The 19,509-nt window shown below is 67.0% G+C and carries 18 protein-coding genes; 11 read left to right on the forward strand and 7 right to left on the reverse strand.

The features are described 5' to 3' along the window. Positions 1-62 precede the first annotated feature (62 nt). Together U6115_RS02435 and holA are read left to right on the forward strand one after the other, a co-directional pair. Positions 63-620 carry an LPS-assembly lipoprotein LptE gene (locus U6115_RS02435; protein ID WP_080509356.1) on the forward strand — a complete coding sequence of 186 codons (558 nt, stop codon included), beginning with the start codon at positions 63-65 and terminating at the stop codon, positions 618-620. Next, positions 601-1,605, forward strand: coding sequence for a DNA polymerase III subunit delta (holA, locus tag U6115_RS02440; RefSeq protein ID WP_043578933.1), 1,005 nt, complete (start codon positions 601-603; stop codon positions 1,603-1,605). Before U6115_RS02435 ends, holA begins: the two co-directional genes overlap by 20 nt. Before the next feature lie 43 nt (positions 1,606-1,648). Here holA and U6115_RS02445 read toward each other — a convergent pair whose 3' ends face one another. Beyond that, a complete protein-coding gene (locus tag U6115_RS02445) occupies positions 1,649-2,824 on the reverse strand; it encodes an MFS transporter (RefSeq protein WP_043578936.1) in 1,176 nt (391 codons plus the stop codon). A 134-nt stretch (positions 2,825-2,958) separates the two neighbouring features. Here U6115_RS02445 and U6115_RS02450 point away from each other — a divergent pair, with 134 nt between their 5' ends. The 4 genes from U6115_RS02450 to U6115_RS02465 all read left to right on the forward strand — a co-directional run bounded on the left by U6115_RS02450 (position 2,959) and on the right by U6115_RS02465 (position 6,251). Beyond that, positions 2,959-3,840, forward strand: a complete 882-nt coding sequence (locus tag U6115_RS02450) for a LysR family transcriptional regulator (protein WP_197465948.1) — start codon at positions 2,959-2,961, stop codon at positions 3,838-3,840. After that, positions 3,833-4,288, forward strand: a complete 456-nt coding sequence (locus U6115_RS02455) for a GNAT family N-acetyltransferase (RefSeq protein WP_052258253.1) — start codon at positions 3,833-3,835, stop codon at positions 4,286-4,288. The genes U6115_RS02450 and U6115_RS02455 overlap by 8 nt, the downstream gene beginning before the upstream one ends. A 104-nt stretch (positions 4,289-4,392) precedes the next feature. Next, positions 4,393-5,670: an MFS transporter gene (locus tag U6115_RS02460; RefSeq protein ID WP_043578939.1), complete on the forward strand. Its 1,278-nt coding sequence runs from the start codon at positions 4,393-4,395 to the stop codon at positions 5,668-5,670. Positions 5,671-5,852: 182 nt separating this feature from the next. Further along, positions 5,853-6,251: a hypothetical protein gene (locus tag U6115_RS02465; RefSeq protein WP_043578942.1), complete on the forward strand. Its 399-nt coding sequence runs from the start codon at positions 5,853-5,855 to the stop codon at positions 6,249-6,251. A gap of 48 nt (positions 6,252-6,299) precedes the next feature. Here U6115_RS02465 and rlmH read toward each other — a convergent pair whose 3' ends face one another. The 4 genes from rlmH to U6115_RS02485 all read right to left on the reverse strand — a co-directional run bounded on the left by rlmH (position 6,300) and on the right by U6115_RS02485 (position 8,513). Continuing rightward, the gene (gene rlmH, locus U6115_RS02470) at positions 6,300-6,770 is read right to left on the reverse strand and encodes a 23S rRNA (pseudouridine(1915)-N(3))-methyltransferase RlmH (RefSeq protein WP_043578945.1); all 471 of its coding nucleotides are present in this window, start codon (positions 6,768-6,770) and stop codon (positions 6,300-6,302) included. Between the two features lie 69 nt (positions 6,771-6,839). Beyond that, positions 6,840-7,208 (reverse strand): ribosome silencing factor, encoded by a 369-nt coding sequence (gene rsfS / locus U6115_RS02475; protein WP_043578948.1) that lies wholly within the window; start codon positions 7,206-7,208, stop codon positions 6,840-6,842. A gap of 88 nt (positions 7,209-7,296) precedes the next feature. Next, positions 7,297-7,935, reverse strand: a complete 639-nt coding sequence (gene nadD / locus U6115_RS02480; RefSeq protein ID WP_043578952.1) for a nicotinate-nucleotide adenylyltransferase — start codon at positions 7,933-7,935, stop codon at positions 7,297-7,299. Next, on the reverse strand, positions 7,932-8,513 hold the full coding sequence (locus tag U6115_RS02485) for a beta-class carbonic anhydrase (RefSeq protein WP_043578955.1): 582 nt from the start codon (positions 8,511-8,513) through the stop codon (positions 7,932-7,934). Before U6115_RS02485 ends, nadD begins: the two co-directional genes overlap by 4 nt. A 301-nt stretch (positions 8,514-8,814) precedes the next feature. On the opposite strand from U6115_RS02485, the gene U6115_RS02490 reads away from it, so the two are divergent. Continuing rightward, positions 8,815-9,375: an acetate uptake transporter gene (locus U6115_RS02490; protein WP_043578996.1), complete on the forward strand. Its 561-nt coding sequence runs from the start codon at positions 8,815-8,817 to the stop codon at positions 9,373-9,375. A gap of 59 nt (positions 9,376-9,434) precedes the next feature. On the opposite strand, the gene U6115_RS02495 is transcribed toward U6115_RS02490, so the two are convergent. Further along, positions 9,435-10,193, reverse strand: coding sequence for a hypothetical protein (locus tag U6115_RS02495; RefSeq protein ID WP_052258255.1), 759 nt, complete (start codon positions 10,191-10,193; stop codon positions 9,435-9,437). Positions 10,194-10,220: 27 nt separating this feature from the next. Then, a complete protein-coding gene (locus tag U6115_RS02500; RefSeq protein WP_043579001.1) occupies positions 10,221-11,204 on the reverse strand; it encodes a DUF2804 domain-containing protein in 984 nt (327 codons plus the stop codon). 146 nt (positions 11,205-11,350) lie between these two features. On the opposite strand from U6115_RS02500, the gene U6115_RS02505 reads away from it, so the two are divergent. The 4 genes from U6115_RS02505 (at position 11,351) to lpdA (ending at position 19,507) form a co-directional block, all read left to right on the forward strand. Further along, positions 11,351-12,796, forward strand: coding sequence for a M48 family metalloprotease (locus U6115_RS02505; RefSeq protein ID WP_230623417.1), 1,446 nt, complete (start codon positions 11,351-11,353; stop codon positions 12,794-12,796). 300 nt (positions 12,797-13,096) lie between these two features. Then, entirely contained in the window at positions 13,097-15,760 is a 2,664-nt protein-coding gene (aceE, locus tag U6115_RS02510; protein WP_043578958.1) for a pyruvate dehydrogenase (acetyl-transferring), homodimeric type, read from the forward strand. A 120-nt stretch (positions 15,761-15,880) separates the two neighbouring features. Further along, positions 15,881-17,566, forward strand: a complete 1,686-nt coding sequence (gene aceF / locus U6115_RS02515) for a dihydrolipoyllysine-residue acetyltransferase (RefSeq protein ID WP_043578961.1) — start codon at positions 15,881-15,883, stop codon at positions 17,564-17,566. Positions 17,567-17,707: 141 nt separating this feature from the next. Continuing rightward, on the forward strand, positions 17,708-19,507 hold the full coding sequence (gene lpdA / locus U6115_RS02520; protein WP_043578966.1) for a dihydrolipoyl dehydrogenase: 1,800 nt from the start codon (positions 17,708-17,710) through the stop codon (positions 19,505-19,507). The last annotated feature ends 2 nt before the right edge of the window (positions 19,508-19,509 follow it).

Raw genomic sequence — 19,509 nt, forward strand, 5'->3', positions numbered from 1 at the left:
GGGGCGGCGGGGCTGTCCCGCGCCGTTTTTGCCGGCGGAGCATCCGCCATCTGGGGAGTGATATGAAACAAAGCCTGAACTGCCTGCTGTTGGCCGGCTTGGTCCTGCTGCTGAGCGCTTGCGGCTTCCACCTGCGCGGCCTGGGGGGCAGCGTCAAGGAGCTGCCGTTCTCAACCATGTATCTGGAGGCGGCCAATACCGGCATCGAAGCGGACCTGCGCACGGTGCTGGCGCGCAATTCGAAGCTGACGCTGCTGCCGGCTGCCAAGCAGGCGCAGGCGGTGGTTACCGTGCTCAACGAGAACCAGTCCAAGGACATCCTCACCATCAACGCCAGCGGCAAGATCAGCGAGTACCAGCTGACCTACACCGCCACCGTGCGGGTGGTGCTGGGCGGCGTGCCGATCGAGCCGGACATGGAGGTGAGCGTGCGCCGCAGCATGAATTACTCGGATAGCGCGGTGCTGGGCAAAGAGCAGGAAGAGGGCCTGCTGTGGGCCGATGCCCGCCGCGACGCCGCCGAGCAGATCGTGCGCCGTCTGGCCTACCTGAAAGTGCCGGCTGTCTCGCCGGCCGGTCCGCAAAGCTTGAAGCCGGCCAATGCCGTCACTCAGCCCTGACGCGTTGACCGCGGCGCTGGCCAAGGGGCTGGCGCCGTTGTACCTGGTGCACGGGGAAGAGGCGCTGCTGGCGCTGGAGGCCGCCGACGCCGTGCGCGCGGCGGCGCGCGCGGCCGGTTACCTGGAGCGCGAAGTGCTGACGGTGGAGGCGGGTTTCGATTGGTCGCAGCTGTTCGACGCGATGAGCAGCGTGTCGCTGTTCGCCTCGCTGAAGCTGCTGGAAATCCGCATTCCCGGCGGCAAGCCGGGCACCGAGGGCAGCGAGGCGCTGCAGCGGCTGGCGGCCAACCCGCCGGCCGACACCCTCACCCTGATCACGCTGCCCAAGCTGGACAAGACCCAGCAGCAGGGCAAGTGGTTCGCCGCGCTGGAAAAGGCCGGGCTGGCGGTGGAGGCGCGCCCGGTGGGCCGCGCCGAACTGCCGGGCTGGATTTCGCGGCGGCTGAAGGCGCAGGGTCAGCAACTGGGCAGCGAGGCGCTGGCGTTCTTCGTCGAGCGGGTGGAGGGCAACCTGCTGGCCGCGCGCCAGGAGGTCGACAAGCTGGCGCTGCTGTATCCCAAGGGCGAACTCAGCCTGGCGGACCTGCAGGCGGCGGTGGCCAATGTCGCCCGTTTCGACGTGTTCCAGTTGTCGGAATCCTGGCTGGCCGGCGACGCGCCGCGGCTGATGCGGATGCTGGACGGGCTGATGGCCGAAGGCGAGGCGCCGGTGCTGGTGTTGTGGTCGCTGTCCGAGGACGTGCGCATGCTGCTCAGGCTGCGCCAGGGCCTGAAGGACGGCCGCCAGCTGCGCGACATGGCGCGCGAACTGCGGCTGTGGGGCGACAAGCAGCGGCTGGCCGAGCCGGCGCTGCGCCGCATCGGCCCGCGCAAGCTGATGCAGGCGTTGTCCGAGTGCGCGCGCATCGATCGCCAGATCAAGGGCGTGGAGCCGGGCGAGCCCTGGCAGACCATGCGGGCGCTGGCGACCCTGCTGGCCGCCTGATTTTCGCCTCCTCTTGGGACGGGCCGCTGCGCGGCCCGTTTTTTCATGCCCGCGCCAGTGCGACGCGCCGGGCGGTTTCCACGCGTGAAATGAACCGCGCCAGCAGCCAGGTCAGCCCCGCCAGCGCCGCGGCCAACAGGCTGGTTTGCGCCAAGGTTCCGCCATGGTCGAGCAGTCTTCCAGCCAGCCACGCTCCCAAGGCATTGCCCAGGTTAAAGGCGCCGACATTGAGGGCGGATGCCTGCGCGGCGGCCTCTCCCGCCTGGCGAATGGCCAGCGTTTGCAGCAGCATGCATAGGGCGAAAGCCAGGCCGCCCCATAGCGCCATCAGCGCCAGCGCGAAAGGCAGGCGCGCTGCCAGCAAGTAGAACGTCGCCAGCGTGGCGCATAGCAGGATCAGGCATCGCGACAGGGCCTGGTCCAGGTTTCCGTCCGCCAAGCGGCCGCCGAGCCAGCCGCCGATCACCAATCCCGCGCCGCATAGCAACAAGGCCGCGCTGGCGTGCTTCGCCGCCAAGCCGCTGACCTGGCTAAGCGTCGGCACTAGGTAGGTGAAGAAGGCGAACATGCTGGCTGCGGCCAGGACGCTGGCGAGCAGCGCCGGCCAGACGCGTCCAGGCAAGCGCGCCTGCGTCTCGCCGCTGGTATGGTTTCCGATGTGCGTCGGCAGCTGCCAGCGGATCAGCAATAAGGTAAGGAAGCCCAGCGCCGCCACCGCGGCGAAGCTGGCGCGCCAGCCCGCCCACTGGCCGATCAGCGTGCCGGCCGGCACCCCCAGCACATTGGCCAGCGTCATGCCGCTGAACATCAGCGCCATCGCCCGGCCGGCCATGCCGGGCGGAGCCATCCGCGCCGCCATCACCGCCGCCACGCCAATGAAGCTGGCGTGGCAGAAGGCTGTGAACATCCGCGCCAGCAGCAGCGGCCATAGGCCGGGCGCCAGCAGGCAGGCGAGATTGCCTGCGATGAAAATCAGCATCAGCCCGCTTAGCGCGCGCTTTTCGTCCAGGCGGGCGATCAGGCCGGCCAGCAGCGGGCCGCCGGCCACCACACCCAGCGCATAGCCTGACACCAGATATGCGGCGCGCGGCAAACCGACGCGCAGGTCGGCGGCGATCAGGGGCAGCAAGCCCATGATGATGAATTCAGCGGTGCCGATGGCGAAGGCGGCCACCGCCAGCGTCAATAGCGCGGGGCTCAGCAGACGGGAAGAGGACATGGCGATCTCGATGTGGAAGCAAAGCGTCAGCCTAAGCGCCGGCGGGGGCGGGAAACAGCCAGGCGGCGCTCCGCACTTTGCGGAACCATTTGGCATGAATGACGCTACACTTGCCGCTTGGAAAAGGAGAGCATGTGCTGGCTTCATTGAGCGATCTGGCGGTGTTCATCACCGTGGCAGAGCAGGGCAGCTTTGTCGGCGCCGGGCGGCTGCTGGGGGTGTCGGCGTCGGCGGTGGGCAAGCGGATCAGCCGGCTGGAGGCGGAACTGGGCGTGCGGCTGCTGCAACGCAGCACCCGGTCATTGGCCTTGACGGCGGAGGGCGACGCGGTGTTGGGCCGGGGCCGGCGCATGTTGGAAGAAGCCTCCGCGATGGCGGCGGAGCTGGAACAGGCGGGCAAGCTGCCAGGCGGCCTGCTGCGGTTGAGCCTGCCCCCGATAGGCGGCGTGATGATGGCGGAGCTGTCGGCTTTCCAGCAGCGCTTTCCCGAGGTGTCGCTGGAGCTGGATTACAGCGAGCGCAACGTCGACATCATCGAGGAAGGTTTCGACGCCGCCATCCGGGTGGGCGAGGGGGATGACGGCAAGCTGCGCAGCCTGGCCTTGCCGGGATTCCGCCGCCTGATCGTCGCCGCGCCGGACTACCTGGCCCGGCATGGCAGTCCGCGGAGTCCGGCGGGCTTGGCGGACCACCGCTTGATCCATTACCGCTCGCCCAATAGCGGCAAGCTGGAGGATTGGCCGCTGGCCGACACATCGCTATCGGCCGCGTTGGTCTGCAATAGCATGCATGCGCGGCTGGAATTCGCGTTGCAGGGACAGGGCATCGCCTGTCTGCCGGACATTTCCATCCGCCGCGAGCTGGACGACGGCCGCTTGCGGCCTTTATTGAACAGCGACAGCGGCGAGCGGGTGCCGTTGCGGCTGCTGTGGCCATCGTCGCGGGGGCTGTCGGCCCGGATGGCGGCGTTCGTGGATTTCATGCGTCAGATGGCGGGGGAGGCGGAGTATGGCTGACCAGATCGAGCCCAGAGCGTCCATTGAGGAGACCTGCCAGTGGATAAAGCTGGCGGATTTGCCAGCGCATTGCTTGCCAGCGGTGGCGGAGTTATATGCCAGCCAAGGTTGGGGAGAGGAGAAAGCTTTCGATCTGCAGGCGATGGAGCGGGCGTTCCGCGCCTGTTTCGGCGTATGCGCGTTGGACAACGGGCGAGTGCTGGGGTTTGCGCGGGGTTTCAGCGATGGTTGGCAAGCGGCCTGGCTGGCCGAGATTGTCGTTCATCGTGATTGCATCGGCTTGGGGCTGGGCACGGCATTGGCGCGGGCATTCATGCTCCGCTGCGGCGCGGAGGTGGTCTATTGCGAGGCGCTGGCCGGCCGCGAGCCGTTTTTCGAGCGGCTGGGATTCAAGGTGCGGCCGCGGCTCAGCGCGATGGCATGGCGCGCGCCGACGGGCTGTGGGTAACTTGAAAAGTCAGCCATCGCTGTGGATAAGCGGGGCGGCAGCCGACGCCGGCGGGATTTGTTGCTAGTCTGAGAAAAGCGTTTTCGTAAGCGACGAGGTGGCGCATGACCCTTCTGAGCGGCTGGAGCCGGGGGCGTTTCCACTATGCCTGGATCGCCGTCGCCGTCACCTTCCTGGTGATGCTGGTCACCGCCGCCATCCGTTCCGCTCCGGGCGTGATGATGGTGCCGCTGGAGCATGAGTTCGGCTGGAGCCGCTCCGCGATTTCCACCGCGCTGGCGATCAACCTGGCGCTGTTCGGCCTGATGGGGCCGTTCGCCGCGGCGGCGATGCTGCGCTTCGGCCTGCGGCGCACGGTGCTGGCGGCGCTGGCCTTGCTGGCGGTTTGCGTGGGCTTGTCCAGCCTGATGCGCAGCAACTGGCAGCTGCAGTTGCTGTGGGGGCTGATGGTGGGCTGCGCCACCGGCGCCACCGCGATGACGCTGGGCGCGTCGGTGGTCAGCCGCTGGTTCGTGCGCCACCGCGGGCTGGCGATGGGCATCCTCACCGCCAGCTCCGCCACCGGCCAGCTGGCCTTCCTGCCGTTGATGGCCTACCTCACCGAATGGCATGGCTGGCGCAGCACGGTCTGGCTGCTGGCCATCGCCGCCGCCTGCGCGATGCCGCTGGTGGCGCTGCTGTTGCCGGAGCGGCCGTCCAGCATAGGCTTGCGCGCGCTGGGCGAAGCGGACGACGCGCCGCCGCCGCCGGTCCTTGGCCACAACCCGATCCGCATCGCCTTCGACGCGCTGGCCCGCGCCGCCCGTTCGCGCGATTTCTGGCTGTTGTTCGCCACTTTCTTCGTCTGCGGCGCCAGCACCAACGGCTATATCGGCACCCATTTCATCGCGATGTGCGGCGATTACGGGTTGACGCCGGTGCGCGGCGCCAGCCTGCTGGCGGCGATGGGCATGTTCGATCTCTTGGGCACCACGCTGTCGGGCTGGCTATCCGACCGCTTTGCGCCGCAAATCCTGCTATTTTGCTATTACGGCCTGCGCGGTTTGGCGCTGATATACCTGCCTTACGCTTTCGGGCTGGAGTATTTCCTCGGCCTGCCGCTGTTCGCGATGTTCTACGGCCTGGATTGGGTGGCCACGGTGCCGCCGACGGTGAAGCTGACCGCCGGCAGTTTCGGCAGCCAGGAGGCGCCGGTGGTGTTCGGCTGGATCGTCGCCGGCCACCAGCTGGGCGCGGCGTTCGCGGCGCTGGGCGCCGGCATGCTGCGCAACAGCCTGGGCAGCTATACGGCGGCGACGATGATTTCGGGGGGGCTATGCCTGCTGGCCGCGGGACTGGTCCTGTTGATCAACCGGCCCTCGCGCGTCTGGCGGGCGGCTTGAACCGGGAGCTTGTGGATAAAACCGGATTTCGTGGTTTGTTGTGGATAAAAGATGCGCGCGCCTGTCAGCTCCGCCCAGCGGCGGAGCCCAGGCGGAAAGACGATGCGGTTCGCGTGCTAAAAATGGGCGCCGGCGTGCCGGCGCAGCGTATCGATACACGTTCAATAGCGAAAAAAGGGGGCATGATGAGCACTTGGTATGTCAGGATTTGGGCGTTTGCCGCCATCGCCAGCGCGATCGGCCACTTGCTGGCGCCGCAGTTCATGGCGGCCGGCACGGCCTGGGGCCTATCCAGCGGCTGGCAGTGCGAGATCGCTATCTTCGATCTGGTGCTGGCGACTTATCTGCTGTGCAGGCTGCATGAGGAGCCGCAGTCCGCGCACCGCTTGATGGCGCTGCTGTGCGGGTTGTCGCTGCTGCTGGGGATCAACCATCTGCAGGGCGGTTTGCTCAGCCATTGGAGCTATCTGCACGTGGCCGGCGTCGTCGCCAACGGTCTGGCGGTGCTGGCGGGCGTCAGCTTGCTGTGGCCGTACAGCAGGCGCCGCTTGAGCGCCGGGCTGCGCAAGCATCCGCAGTAGCGCGCGGCGAAGCGGCGCGCAATCCAGCCGCGCTTGGGCGCGGCTTTGTCATTCGCGGTGGTAGGGGTGGTTGTTGAGTATCGAGTAGGCGCGGTAGATCTGCTCGGCCAGCATCACCCGCACCATGCCGTGCGGCAGCGTCATCGCCGACAACTGCAGCAGCACGTCGGCGCGCTGCTTCAGCTCAGCCGACAGGCCGTCGGCGCCGCCGATGATGAAGACCACGTCGTCGCCGCCGGCCATCCATTCTTTCAGGCCTTCGGCCAGCTTGACCGAGGTCCAGTTCTTGCCGCGCTCGTCCATCACCACCAGCCGCGCGCGCGGCGGGATGGCGGCGATCAGCCGTTCGTGCTCGGCGGCGATGCCCTTTTCGGCGGTGACGCCGCCGCCGCGTTTTTCCGGCTTGATCTCTTTCAGTTCCAGCGTGATGTCGCGGCCGAAGCGCTTGGCGTAGTCGGAATAGGCTTCGTCCACCCAGCGCGGCATCTTGGTGCCGACGGCGAGTATGGTGATTTTCATCGGGAAGGGGCTTGTGCGGATGGAAAAACAAAGGGCGGGCCTGATGCCCGCCCTTGTCGGGTCAGCGTGTCAGACCGCCGACCACGGCTTGGCGGCGCCGGCGGCGAAGCTGGGCTTCTGGCCGCCCCACAGCGCCTCGATGTCGTAGTAGTCGCGCACGGCCGGCAGCATCACGTGGATCACCACGTCGCCGGCGTCCACCAGCACCCACTCGCCGCTCTCGTGGCCTTCGCTGCCGACGATGTCCACGCCGGCTTCCTTCAGGGTGACCTGAACATTGTTGGCCAACGCCTTCACCTGGCGGTTGGAGTCGCCGGTGGCGACGATCATGCGCTGGAACAGCGAGGTGAGCTTGCTGGTGTCCAGCTCGATGATGTCCTTGCCCTTGATGTCTTCCAGGGCCTCGACGGCCAGTTTGCTGATTGCTTGAATTTCCATGATTCCTTTTCCTGTGCCGGTACGTAGCAGGCGCAGGAGCCGGCAAGAGGTACCACAAAAGAGCGAGGGCGGCTTGTCCGCCGCCCGTTCATTGGTATAGCCGCTGCTGGCGGATGTAGGCCAGCACGGCCGGGTCGATCAGGCCCTCGGCCGTTTGCCCGGACGCCAGCCGGGCCCTCAGGCGGGTGGCGGACAGATCGAGCGGCGGCAGAGCCAGGGAGCGGATTGTACCGGAAGCCGTTCGATTTGAAAAATCATGGACTTGGCGGGCCTGCCACTCGCGCCGCACCTCGGCCGGCAGAGTCTGCCAGTCGAAGCCGGGGCGCATGGCGACGGCCAGGTTGGCCAGCTGGAACAACTGGGTCCAGTCCTTCCAGCTGTCGAGCGTGGCCAGCGAGTCGCCGCCCATCAGGAACCACAGCTCGGCGTCCTGGCCCAGCTCGCCGCGCAATTCGCGCAGCGTCTCCACGGTATAGGCCGGGCGGCCGCGGCGGATTTCGCGATCGTCCGCCTGCAGCCTGGGGTCGCCGGCGATGGCCAGGCGCACCATTTCCAGCCTTTGCTCGGGGCTGGCACGCGCGCCGCGCGCGCGGTGGTAGGGTTGGCCGGCGGGAATCAGCAGCACCCGCTCCAGCGCCAGTTCGTCGGCGAAGGCGGCAGCCATCCGGAGGTGGGCCTGGTGGATGGGGTCGAAGGTGCCGCCGAACACCCCGATGCGCGGGCTCATGCGGCCGGCGCGCCCTCTTCGCCGTAGCCGCTGACCACGACTTCCAGGCGGCCGGTGGACGGGTGGATCACCATGCCGTGCACCGGGATGTCTTTCGGCATCAGCGGGTGGTTGCGGATGGTGTTCACCGAGTGGCGCACGCTGTCGGCGACGTTGTCGAAGCCTTTCAGCCAGTTGTCCAGGTCGATGCCGGCGCCGCGCAGCGTGGCGATGGTGTCTTCGCTGACGCCGCGCTCCTGGGCATGGGTGAGGATCTTGTGCGGGTCGATCGCGCGCATGCCGCAGTCGTGGTGGGCCACCACGCAGATTTCCTCGGCGCGCAGCTCGTAGACGGCGACGATCAGGCTGCGCATCACCGAACCCCACTGGTGGGTGATCAGCGCGCCGGCGTTCTTGATCAGCTTGGCGTCGCCGTTCTTCAGGCCCATCGCCTTGGGCAGCAGCTCCACCAGGCGGGCGTCCATGCAGGCCAGGATGGCCAGGCCCTTGCCGGGAAACTTGTCGGTTTTGTATTGCTCGTATTCGCGGTTTTCCACGAAGGCGCGATTGTGTTCGAGCAGGGTATGCAGTCGGTCCATGGGTGCGGTTTCCTGTGCGGATATCGGGACGGATTCACCTGTGCGTCCAGCGGGCGCACAGGTGAATTCGCTCTGGAAGTTTTACTCTATTCCGGGCGGCATGCTACCACCAGTCGGCGGAATCGGACAAAAATTCGCGGCCGACGAATCGCTGGAGATGGAGGCGATGCCGGCGATTGCAAGCGGGGTAAGTCCTTATTCTAATTATACAGAGTTTGACGAATCTCCTTGCCGCGCCGCGTCGGCTTGCCTAGAATCGCGCCTCCTTGAATATTACTGCTTGCTTATTTTGGAGCGCTCCGTGAACGAAAAATTGGCCAACCCGGCCCCGCTGGGCCTGATGGGCTTCGGCATGACCACTGTACTTCTCAATATCCACAACGCCGGCTTCTTCCCGATCAGCTCGATGATCCTGGCGATGGGCCTGTGCTACGGCGGCCTGGCGCAGATCGTCGCCGGCATCATGGAATTCCGCCGCGGCAACACCTTCGGCGTCACCGCCTTTTTGTCCTACGGCCTGTTCTGGCTGAGCCTGGTGCTGCTGATCGTCTTGCCCAAGACCGGCCTGGCCGACGCCACGCCGGTCGGCTACATGGGCTGGTATCTGCTGATGTGGGGCGTGTTCACGCTGTTCATGCTGCTGGGCACTGTCAACTATCCGCGCGCGAAGCAGTTCGTGTTCGCCTCGCTGACCGTGCTGTTCTTCCTGCTGGCGGCGCGCGATTTCACCGGCAGCGCCGTCATCGGCATGATCGCCGGTTTCGAAGGCATTATCTGCGGCGCCAGCGCCATCTACCTGGCGATGGCCACGGTGCTGAACGAGCAGTACGGCCGAACCGTGCTGCCCATCGGCGCGCGCTGAGTCCCGCCCGCGGCTTTCGCAACGCCCCGCAGGCCTTGGCCGCGGGGCGTTTTGCCATCTCAATGATGCCGGCGTCCCAGCCACATCATCAGGATTTGCACCGCGATGGCCAAGCCCAGCGCGGCGCCGAAGGCGGCGGACGCGGGCCAGGCGCTCAGCGCGGCGGCCAGCGCGACGCAAAAGGCGACGAAGGCGTAGAAGCCGCGCACCATGCCGCGTAGCAGCCGTATCGTCGTCGCCGGGCCGGCGCTGAGGTGGCTGAACACCGCCAGCACCGAGCCCAGCACCGGGAATACCGCTAGCAGGCCGCTGAGGCTGGGGCCCAGCCGTGCCGACAGGCTGGTGATGGCCAGCACCAGCGCGGCGCCGGCCAGCATCCGCGGCGCCATGCCGGCGCTGCGCGGCGGCGAATCCGGCGTCTGCGGCGGCATGGGAAACAGCTTGCCCGCCACCGGCAGGAAAAGAACGCCGAAAACGGCGCTTTGCCAGCCGGACGGCTGTGCCCAGTGTCCCAGCGCCACCGCCAGCGCGTAGGCCAGCAGGCCCGCCGCCAGGCACGCCGGCCAGCGCGCCTGGCGCGCGGTCCAGCTGTAGGCGATGCCGAACACCAGGTTGGCGCTGGTGCCCAGCGCGGCGGCCAGCGACGCCTCGCGCACGAAGGCGGCGTCTTGTTCCAGGCTCAGGATGAACAGGATGGAGCCGGTAATCACCGGAAAGCCGGCCAGCGCGCCGGCCACGCCCGGGCCCCATTTTTTCGCCGCCAGGCTGATCAGGCCGATCAGCGCCGGCACCAGCAGCAGTTTCAACAACAACAGCATCGCAAGCTTTGCTTTCTTTAAAAGAGTCTACCAGCGCGACAGATGGTCCTCGGTGACGCCGACGAGATCGCGCACCGCGTGGCGCTCGCCGCTGTCCGGGTCGATCAGCGCGCCGTCGAAGCGGCCTATCGGCTGCACGTAGCGGCTGGCGGCGATGATCAGGTTCTTGTCCTCGCGCCGCGCGCCTTCCGGCGTGAAGACCAGGTCGAGCAGGCCGTCCGCGGTGGCGACGCGCCACGGCGCCAGCGGATCGCCGGGCTGGTAGTCGAAGGCGGCGGCGCCGACGCGGAACAGCCGGCCGTCCAGCCACACCGCGTTTTCCGCGTCGCCCATATAGCCTTGCTGCAGGTTGAAGCCGAAGCGCCGCGAGTGGGCGCTGGCCCAGCGCCAGCCGGTTTCGCGCGCCAAGAGGCCGTTGGAGTAGTCGAGCGAGGCGGTTGCGCCGTCCAGCGAATAGCGGCCGGCCGCGCAGCGCGCCTCGCCGCTCACCGCCAGGCCGCCGCTCTTGTGGGTGCTGTGGGCCAGGTAGTTGGCTGGCGCGATCACCGCCAGCACCGGCGGCATGCCGGCCAGCGCGATCGTCGCGTCCAGCTGCAGCGCCCGGCTGTCCAGCCGCAGCCGCAGCGCGTCACCGTCGCGGGTGAATTCGAAGCGCTTGCCGGGCGCGCGGAAGCGGGCGTCGCCAAAGGCCCGATCGGCGACGCGGGGGCCGGCGCCGGGCAGCGCGTCGGCGCTGGCAGCGGCCGCCACCCGGCCGCTGCGGCGGTCGAACAGGTAGGCGAAGGCGGTGCCGCTCCAGCCCACGTCCACCACCGCCATCGCGATGAAGAAGCGCTCGCCGGCGATGGCGGCGTACTGCCAGCGTTTGTGGCGCAGCCGGCGGCCCAGCCGCTGCCAGCGGCTCATGGCCAGGCCGTCCCAGCTGAGGTCGGACACGGTGCCCTGGTAGACGCCGAAGTCGGCGCGGCCGCCGGCGGTGAGCCGGGGCGGGGCGGCGGGAAGGATGGGCATGGCTTGGGCGCGGGAGTCCTCGACAACGATCGAGTCTAGCTGGAATCCGCCCGTCATGACAGCGCGGCGGATGGGCAACATTTGTTTAGCTTTGATCAAGTGCGCGGGCATGCAACTTTCATCGCTTCGCGGCTATCATAAGCCCCATGATGAAACGCCGCCTGCTGTGCGCGCTGCTGGCCTCGGTGCTGGCGCAGCCGCTGACCGTCCGCGCCGACCTGCCCGACCTGGGCGAGATTTCCGACGCCTCCCTGTCCCTGTCCGACGAGTCCCGCATCGGCCGCGACGCGCTGCGCGCGATGCGCGAGGCCGGCGACGTGCTGGACGACGCCGAGATCAGCGCCTACCTGAACGACATCGGCGGCAAGCTGTCGTCGTCGGTGACGCTGCCCGGCATCCATTTCACCTATTTTTGCGTCGCCGACACCGGCATCAACGCCTTCGCGATGCCCGGCGGCTACATCGGCGTCAACATCGGCCTGATCCTGGCCACCCAGAGCGAGGGCGAGCTGGCGGCGGTGATGGGCCACGAAACCGCCCACGTCGCCCAGCGCCACATCGCGCGGATGCAGGCGGCCAACAGCGCCACCAGCCCGCTGCTGCTGCTGGGCACCATCATCGCCGCCGCGCTGGCGGCCAAAGCCGGCAGCGGCGACGGCGCGATGGGCGCGGTGTCGGCCGGCATGGGCTTGTCGATTTCGCGCCAGCTGGCGTTCTCGCGCGATTTCGAGCGCGAGGCCGACCGCGTCGGCATGCAGTTCATGAGCAACGCCGGCTACGACGTGCGCTACATGGCCACCTTCTTCCAGCGGCTGGAGCAGGCGGGCCGCTACAGCGACACCATGGCCTACGCCTTCCTGCGCACCCACCCGGTGACGGTGGAGCGGATCAGCGAAGCGCAGAACCGCGCGCTCGACTACCCGGTGCGGATGCGCGCCGACAGCATCGACTACCTGCTGGTGCGCGAAAAGCTGCGCACGCTGACCATGACGCCGGAAGAGGCGCTGTTCTACTACAACAGCACGTTGCAGCGCGGCCTGTACCTGAGCGAAGGCGCCAGCTGGTACGGCCTGGCGCGCGCCAAGTTGCTGCAGCATGACCGCAAGGGCGCCGGCGAGGCGCTGGCCAAGGCGCGCGCCAAGCTGCCGGACAACCCGATGCTGCACGGGCTGGAAGTGGAGATCGCCCGCGACGGCCGCGACTGGAGCGCGGCGGCGGCGGCGGCCCGCGACGGCCTGGCCGCCTTCCCGCGCAACGTGGCGCTGCAATTGGCGCTGATCGACGTCGCGCTGGACAGCGGCGACCGCGCCGGCGCGCAGAAGCTGCTGCGCCAGCAATTGAACGACCGCAGCGGCGACCCGGCGCTGTACCGGCGCGAGGCCAAGCTCTACGCCGACCGCGACCCGCTGCGCTACCACGAGGCGCTGGGCAACGCCTTCTATTACGAGCAGCGCTATTCGTCGGCGCTGGAGCAGTACCAGCTGGCCAGCAAGGCCAAGGGCGACGACTTCTACCTGCGCTCGATGCTGGAGGCGCGGCTGCGCGAGGTGGAAAAACTGGCCAAGGACGAGCGCAAGGCTGCGCGGAATTGAAACAATTGTTTCAAGTTCGCGCCGTGTTATCGCAAAAAAACAACATGACGCGGCGCAGCATCGGTTTTTTTCACGACTTCCCGCTGTCTTAGTCGCTTCCGGCTATTCCTTTGCGAATCCATCCGGACGTACACTGGCTGGGTCGTAGCGAACACATTCGCAAATGAACATTTTTATTTGCGAATGTGTTCGTTTATAATCTCAAATCAAATATTTGGCTCGATTCCGAGCCAATAGCATAAACGCGGGGCCGGCTTGCAACGACGCGGTCCCCGATGTCACCCGCTGTGAGGACCAGAGATGGCTGCAACTTTCCCTGACGATATCGATCCGTTGGAAACCCAGGAATGGACTGAAGCGCTTGAGTCGGTGCTGGATAACGAAGGCCCGGAACGCGCGCATTACCTGTTGGAAAAGCTGGTGGAGCGCACCCGCCGCCGTGGTGCCCACCTGCCGTTTGACGCGACCACCGCGTACCTGAACACCATCCCGGTCGGCAAGGAAGCCAAGTCGCCGGGCAACCACGAGATGGAACACCGCATCCGCTCGATCAATCGCTGGAACGCCGCCGCCATGGTGCTGCGCGCCGGCAAGAAGGATCTGGAGCTGGGCGGCCACATCGCCTCCTACCAATCCTCCGCCACGTTGTACGACGTCGGCTTCAACCATTTCTGGCGCGCCCAGAATGAAAACCAGGACGGCGACCTGATCTACTTCCAGGGCCACATCGCCCCAGGCGTGTACGCCCGCGCCTTCATGGAAGGCCGCCTCTCCGCCGAGCAGATGGACAACTTCCGCCAGGAAGTTGACGGCAAGGGCCTGTCCTCCTATCCGCACCCGTGGCTGATGAAGGACTTCTGGCAGTTCCCGACCGTATCGATGGGCCTGGGCCCGCTGATGGCCATCTACCAAGCCCGCTTCCTGAAGTACCTGGAAAGCCGCGGCCTGGCCAAGACCATGGGCCGCAAGGTGTGGTGCTTCTGCGGCGACGGCGAGATGGACGAGCCGGAATCGCTGGGCGCCATCGCCATGGCCGCGCGCGAAGGCCTGGACAACCTGGTGTTCGTGATCAACTGCAACCTGCAGCGCCTGGACGGCCCGGTGCGCGGCAACGGCAAGATCATCCAGGAACTGGAAGGCGACTTCCGCGGTTCCGGCTGGAACGTGCTGAAAGTGATCTGGGGCTCCCGTTGGGACCCGCTGCTGGCCATGGACACCAAGGGCCTGCTGAAGAAGCGCATGGACGAGTGCGTGGACGGCGACTACCAGACCTTCAAGTCCAAGGACGGCGGCTACGTGCGCGAGCACTTCTTCGGCAAATACCCGGAGCTGCGCGAGATGGTGGCCAACATGTCCGACGAAGAGGTGTGGAACCTCAACCGCGGCGGCCATGATCCGCACAAGGTGTACGCGGCCTACCACGAAGCCACCCACAACGCCAACGGCCGTCCGACCGTGATCCTGGCCAAGACCATCAAGGGTTACGGCATGGGCGCGTCCGGCGAAGCCAAGAACATCGCCCACCAGGCCAAGAAGATGGACCTGGAAAGCCTGCGCAACTTCCGCGACCGCTTCGGCATCCCGGTGTCCGACGAGGACCTGCCGAATGTGCCGTATTACCTGCCGGCCGAAGACAGCCCGGAAATGAAGTACATGCGCGAACGCCGCGCGGCGCTGGGCGGCTACCTGCCGGCCCGCAATCCGGTCAACCACCCGCTGGCGGTGCCGGAACTGTCCGCCTTCGACGCGCAGCTGCAAGCGTCGGGCGACCGCGAGTTCTCCACCACGATGGCCTTCGTCCGCATGCTGGGCACCATCATGAAGGACAAGAACATCGGCAAGCGCGTGGTGCCGATCGTGCCGGACGAGTCCCGCACCTTCGGCATGGAAGGCATGTTCCGCCAGTACGGCATCTGGTCCACCCAGGGTCAGAACTACGTGCCGCAGGACCATGACCAGCTGATGTTCTACAAGGAATCCAAGGACGGCCAGATCCTGCAGGAAGGCATCAACGAGCCGGGTGCGATGGCCGACTGGATCGCCGCGGCGACCAGCTACGCCAACAGCAGCCAGCCGATGATCCCGTTCTACATCTACTACTCGATGTTCGGCTTCCAGCGCATCGGCGACCTGGCCTGGGCTGCCGGCGACATGCGCGCCCGCGGCTTCCTGCTGGGCGGCACCGCCGGCCGCACCACGCTGAACGGCGAAGGCCTGCAGCACGAAGACGGCCACAGCCACATCCAGGCCGGCCTGATCCCGAACTGCATCAGCTACGACCCGACCTTCGCCTACGAGCTGGCCGTGATCGTGCAGGACGGCATGCGCCGCATGTATGCGGAACAAGAGGACGTCTTCTACTACCTGACCCTGATGAACGAAAACTACGTTCACCCGGCGATGCCGGCAGGCGCGGAAGAGGGCATCCTGAAGGGCATGTACCTGCTGCAGGACGGCGGCGACGCCAAGGTCAAGGTGCAGCTGATGGGCTCCGGCACCATCCTGCGCGAAGTGATGGCCGCGGCCGACCTGCTGAAGGCCGACTTCGGCATCGGCGCCGACATCTGGAGCGTGACCTCCTTCAACCAGCTGCGCCGCGACGGCATGGAAGCCGAGCGCCACAACCTGCTGAACCCGACCGCCGAGGCCCAGTCCTCCTACGTCGAACAGCAGCTGGCCGGCCGCAACGGCCCGGTGATCGCCGCGACCGACTACATCCGCAACTACGCCGACCAGATCCGCGCCTACGTGCCGGGCCGCTACGTCGTGCTGGGCACCGATGGCTTCGGCCGCTCGGACAGCCGCGCCAACCTGCGCTCCTTCTTCGAGGTGGATCGCTACCACGTGGCGCTGGCGGCCCTGTCCGCCCTGGCCCGCGACGGCAAGATCGACGGCGCCAAGGTGGCGGAAGCCATCGCCAAGTACGGCATCAAGACTGACAAGCTGCCGAGCTGGAAGGTGTGATTCCAGGACGGAAGCCCCGGCCCAGGCCGGGAGCTTCCGTTTTGGCAAGGCAAGCGAATCTGTAGCGGATATCCGGCGGAACGCCCCGACAGGGGCTTCCGCCCTACGAATGGAAAGCTCATGAGCAATCTGATCGAACTGAAAGTGCCCGACATCGGCGGTCACAGCAACGTAGACATCATCGAAGTATTCATCGCCCCGGGCCAGACCGTGTCCGTGGACGATTCCCTGATCACCCTGGAAACCGACAAGGCCACCATGGAAGTGCCGGCGGAAGCCGCCGGCGTGGTCAAGGAAGTGAAAGCCGTCGTGGGCGGCAAGATTTCCGAAGGCGACGTGATCGCCATCATCGAAGTGGGCGCTACCGCGTCCGCTCCGGCCCCGGCAGCCGCCGCGCCGGCGCCCGCAGCCGCTCCGGCCGCTGCCCCGGCTCCGGTCGCCGCCGCTCCGGCCGCCGCTCCGGCCGCCGCTCCGGCCGCCGCGCCGGCAGCGCCTGCCGCATCCGGCCGCAGCGAAATCCGCGTGCCGGACATCGGCGGCCATAACGGCGTCGACGTGATCGAAGTGACGGTCAAAGTGGGCGACGAAATCGCCGTCGACGACAGCCTGATCACGCTAGAAACCGACAAGGCCACCATGGAAGTGCCGGCCACCGCCGCCGGCCGTGTGGTGGAAGTGAAAATCAAGGTGGGCGACAAGGTCAGCGAAGGCGACCTGATCGTCGTGGTGGAAGGCGCTGTCGCCGCGTCCGCCCCGGCAGCCGCTGCGCCGGCTCCGGCAGCAGCCCCGGCCGCTCCGGCCCCGGTTGCCGCCGCGCCTGCAGCCGCTCCGGCCGTGGCGCCGGTAGCCGCCGCCGTGTCCGCCGCCATCGACGAAATCGCCTTCTCCAAGGCCCACGCCGGTCCGTCCGTGCGCCGTCTGGCGCGCGAACTGGGCGTGGACCTGGGCAAGGTGAAAGGCAACGGCCGCAAGGGCCGCGTCACCGAAGACGACGTCAAGGCCTTCGTCAAGGGCGTGATGCAGAACCCGGCCATCCTGGCCCCGGCCGCCGCGCCGGCCGGCTCCGGCGTGGGTCTGGACCTCTTGCCGTGGCCGAAGGTGGACTTCGCCAAGTTCGGCCCGATCGAAACCAAGCCGCTGTCGCGCATCCAGAAGATTTCCGGCGCCAACCTGTCGCGCAACTGGGTGATGATCCCGCACGTCACGTTCAACGACGAGTGCGACATCACCGAGCTGGAAGACTTCCGCAAGACCGTGGGCAAGGAATGGGAAAAGTCCGGCCTGAAGATCAGCCCGCTGGCCTTCATCATCAAGGCCGCCGCCGAAGCGCTGAAGGCTTTCCCGAACTTCAACGCCTCGCTGGACGGCGACAACCTGGTGCTGAAGCAGTACTACCACATCGGCTTCGCCGCCGACACGCCTAACGGCCTGGTGGTGCCGGTGATCAAGGACGCGGACAAGAAGGGCCTGCGCCAGATCGCCCAGGAACTGACCGACCTGTCCAAGCTGGCCCGCGAAGGCAAGCTGAAGCCGACCGACATGCAAGGCGCGACCTTCACCATCTCGTCGCTGGGCGGCATCGGCGGCACCAGCTTCACGCCTATCGTGAACGCGCCGGAAGTGGCCATCCTCGGCGTCTGCAAATCGCAGATCAAGCCGGTGTGGAACGGCAAGGAATTCGCGCCGCGCCTGATGTGCCCGCTGAGCCTGTCCTTCGATCACCGCGTGATCGACGGCGCGGCCGCCGCGCGCTTCACCGTGCACCTGGGCAAGCTGCTGACCGACGTGCGCCGTCTGATCCTGTAACGGCGGGGCGGAAGCCTCGGCTTGGCCGGGGCGTTCCGCCTTCTTGTCGCAGGATGCGGGGGGAGGTTCCACCCTGCAGAATCAGCCAGACTCGAGGCGGCCGGCTTTGCGCCGGCCTCCCAACATTGCGGATGGAAAACCATGAGCAATCTGATCGAATTGAAAGTCCCGGACATCGGCGGCCACAACAACGTGGACGTGATCGAAGTGTTCGTCAAACCGGGCGACGTGATTGAAAAAGAAGCCAGCCTGATCACGCTGGAAACCGACAAAGCCACCATGGAAGTGCCGGCCGAAGCCGCCGGCACCGTCAAGGAAGTGCGCGTCGCCGTGGGCGGCAAAGTGTCCGAGGGCGACGTGGTCGTCATCCTGGAAGCCGCCGGCGCAGCCGCCGCGGCTCCGGCCGAAGTGAAACCGGTGGAAACCACCGGCGTCGCCTCCGCCACCACCCAGGCCGGCTTCGCGCCGCAAGCCGCGCCGGTCGCCGCCTCCCATAGCGGCGGCGCCGACGTGGAATGCGACGTGATGGTGTTGGGCGGCGGTCCCGGCGGTTACTCCGCCGCCTTCCGCGCGGCCGACCTGGGCCTGAAAGTGGTCATCGTCGAGCGCTACGCCACCCTGGGCGGCGTGTGCCTGAACGTGGGCTGCATCCCGTCCAAGGCGCTGCTGCACAACGCCGCGGTGATCGACGAAGTGAGCCACCTGGCCGCCAACGGCATCAAGTTCGGCAAGCCGGAAGTGGACATCGACATGCTGCGCGGCTACAAGGAAAAGGTCATCGCCAAGCTGACCGGCGGCCTGGGCGGCATGGCCAAGGCGCGCAAGGTGGAAATCGTGCGCGGCAACGGCCACTTCATCGACCCGCACCACATCGAAGTCTCGCTGACCACCGGCCAAGGCCGCGAAGAGTCGGGCGAGAAGAAGATCGTCAAGTTCAAGAACGCCATCATCGCCGCCGGCTCCCGCGTGGTGAAGCTGCCGTTCATCCCGAACGACCCGCGCGTGGTGGACTCCACCGGCGCGCTGGAGCTGAAGGGCGTCGCCAAACGCATGCTGATCATCGGCGGCGGCATCATCGGCCTGGAAATGGGCACTGTCTACTCCACGCTGGGCGCGCGCCTGGACGTGGTGGAAATGCTGGACGGCCTGATGCAGGGCGCAGACCGCGACCTGGTCAAGGTATGGCAGAAGTGGAACGCGCACCGCTTCGACAACATCATGCTGAATACCAAGACCGTGGCCGTGGAGCCGAAGGAAGACGGCGTATGGGTGACTTTCGAGGGCGAGCAAGCCCCGAAGGAAGCGCAACGCTACGACCTGGTGCTGTACGCCACCGGCCGCGCGCCGAACGGCAAGCTGATCGGCGCGGAAAACGCCGGCATCGCGGTGACCGACCGCGGCTTCATCCAGGTGGACAAGCAGCAGCGCACCAACGTGCCGCACATCTTCGCCATCGGCGACATCGTCGGCCAGCCGATGCTGGCGCACAAGGGCGTGCATGAAGGCCACGTGGCGGCGGAAAACTGCGCCGGCCAGAAGGCCTACTTCGACGCCCGCGTGATTCCGGGCGTGGCCTACACCGATCCGGAAGTGGCCTGGGTGGGCGTGACCGAAGACGAGGCCAAGAAGCAAGGCCTGAAGATCGAGAAGGGCGTGTTCCCGTGGGCCGCCTCCGGCCGCGCCATCGCCAACGGCCGCGACGAAGGCTTCACCAAGCTGATCTTCGACGCCGAAAGCCACCAGATCATCGGCGGCGGCATCGTCGGCCCGCACGCCGGCGACATGATCGGCGAGGTGTGCCTGGCGATCGAGATGGGTTGCGACGCGACCGACATCGGCAAGACCATCCACCCGCACCCGACGATGGGCGAGTCTATCGGCATGGCGGCGGAAGTGGCGCACGGCACCTGCACGGACCTGCCGCCGCAACGCAAGAAGTAAGG

It is taken from the genome of Chromobacterium subtsugae, assembly GCF_035919665.1.
In the GTDB taxonomy this organism is placed as follows: Bacteria; Pseudomonadota; Gammaproteobacteria; order Burkholderiales; family Chromobacteriaceae; genus Chromobacterium; species Chromobacterium subtsugae.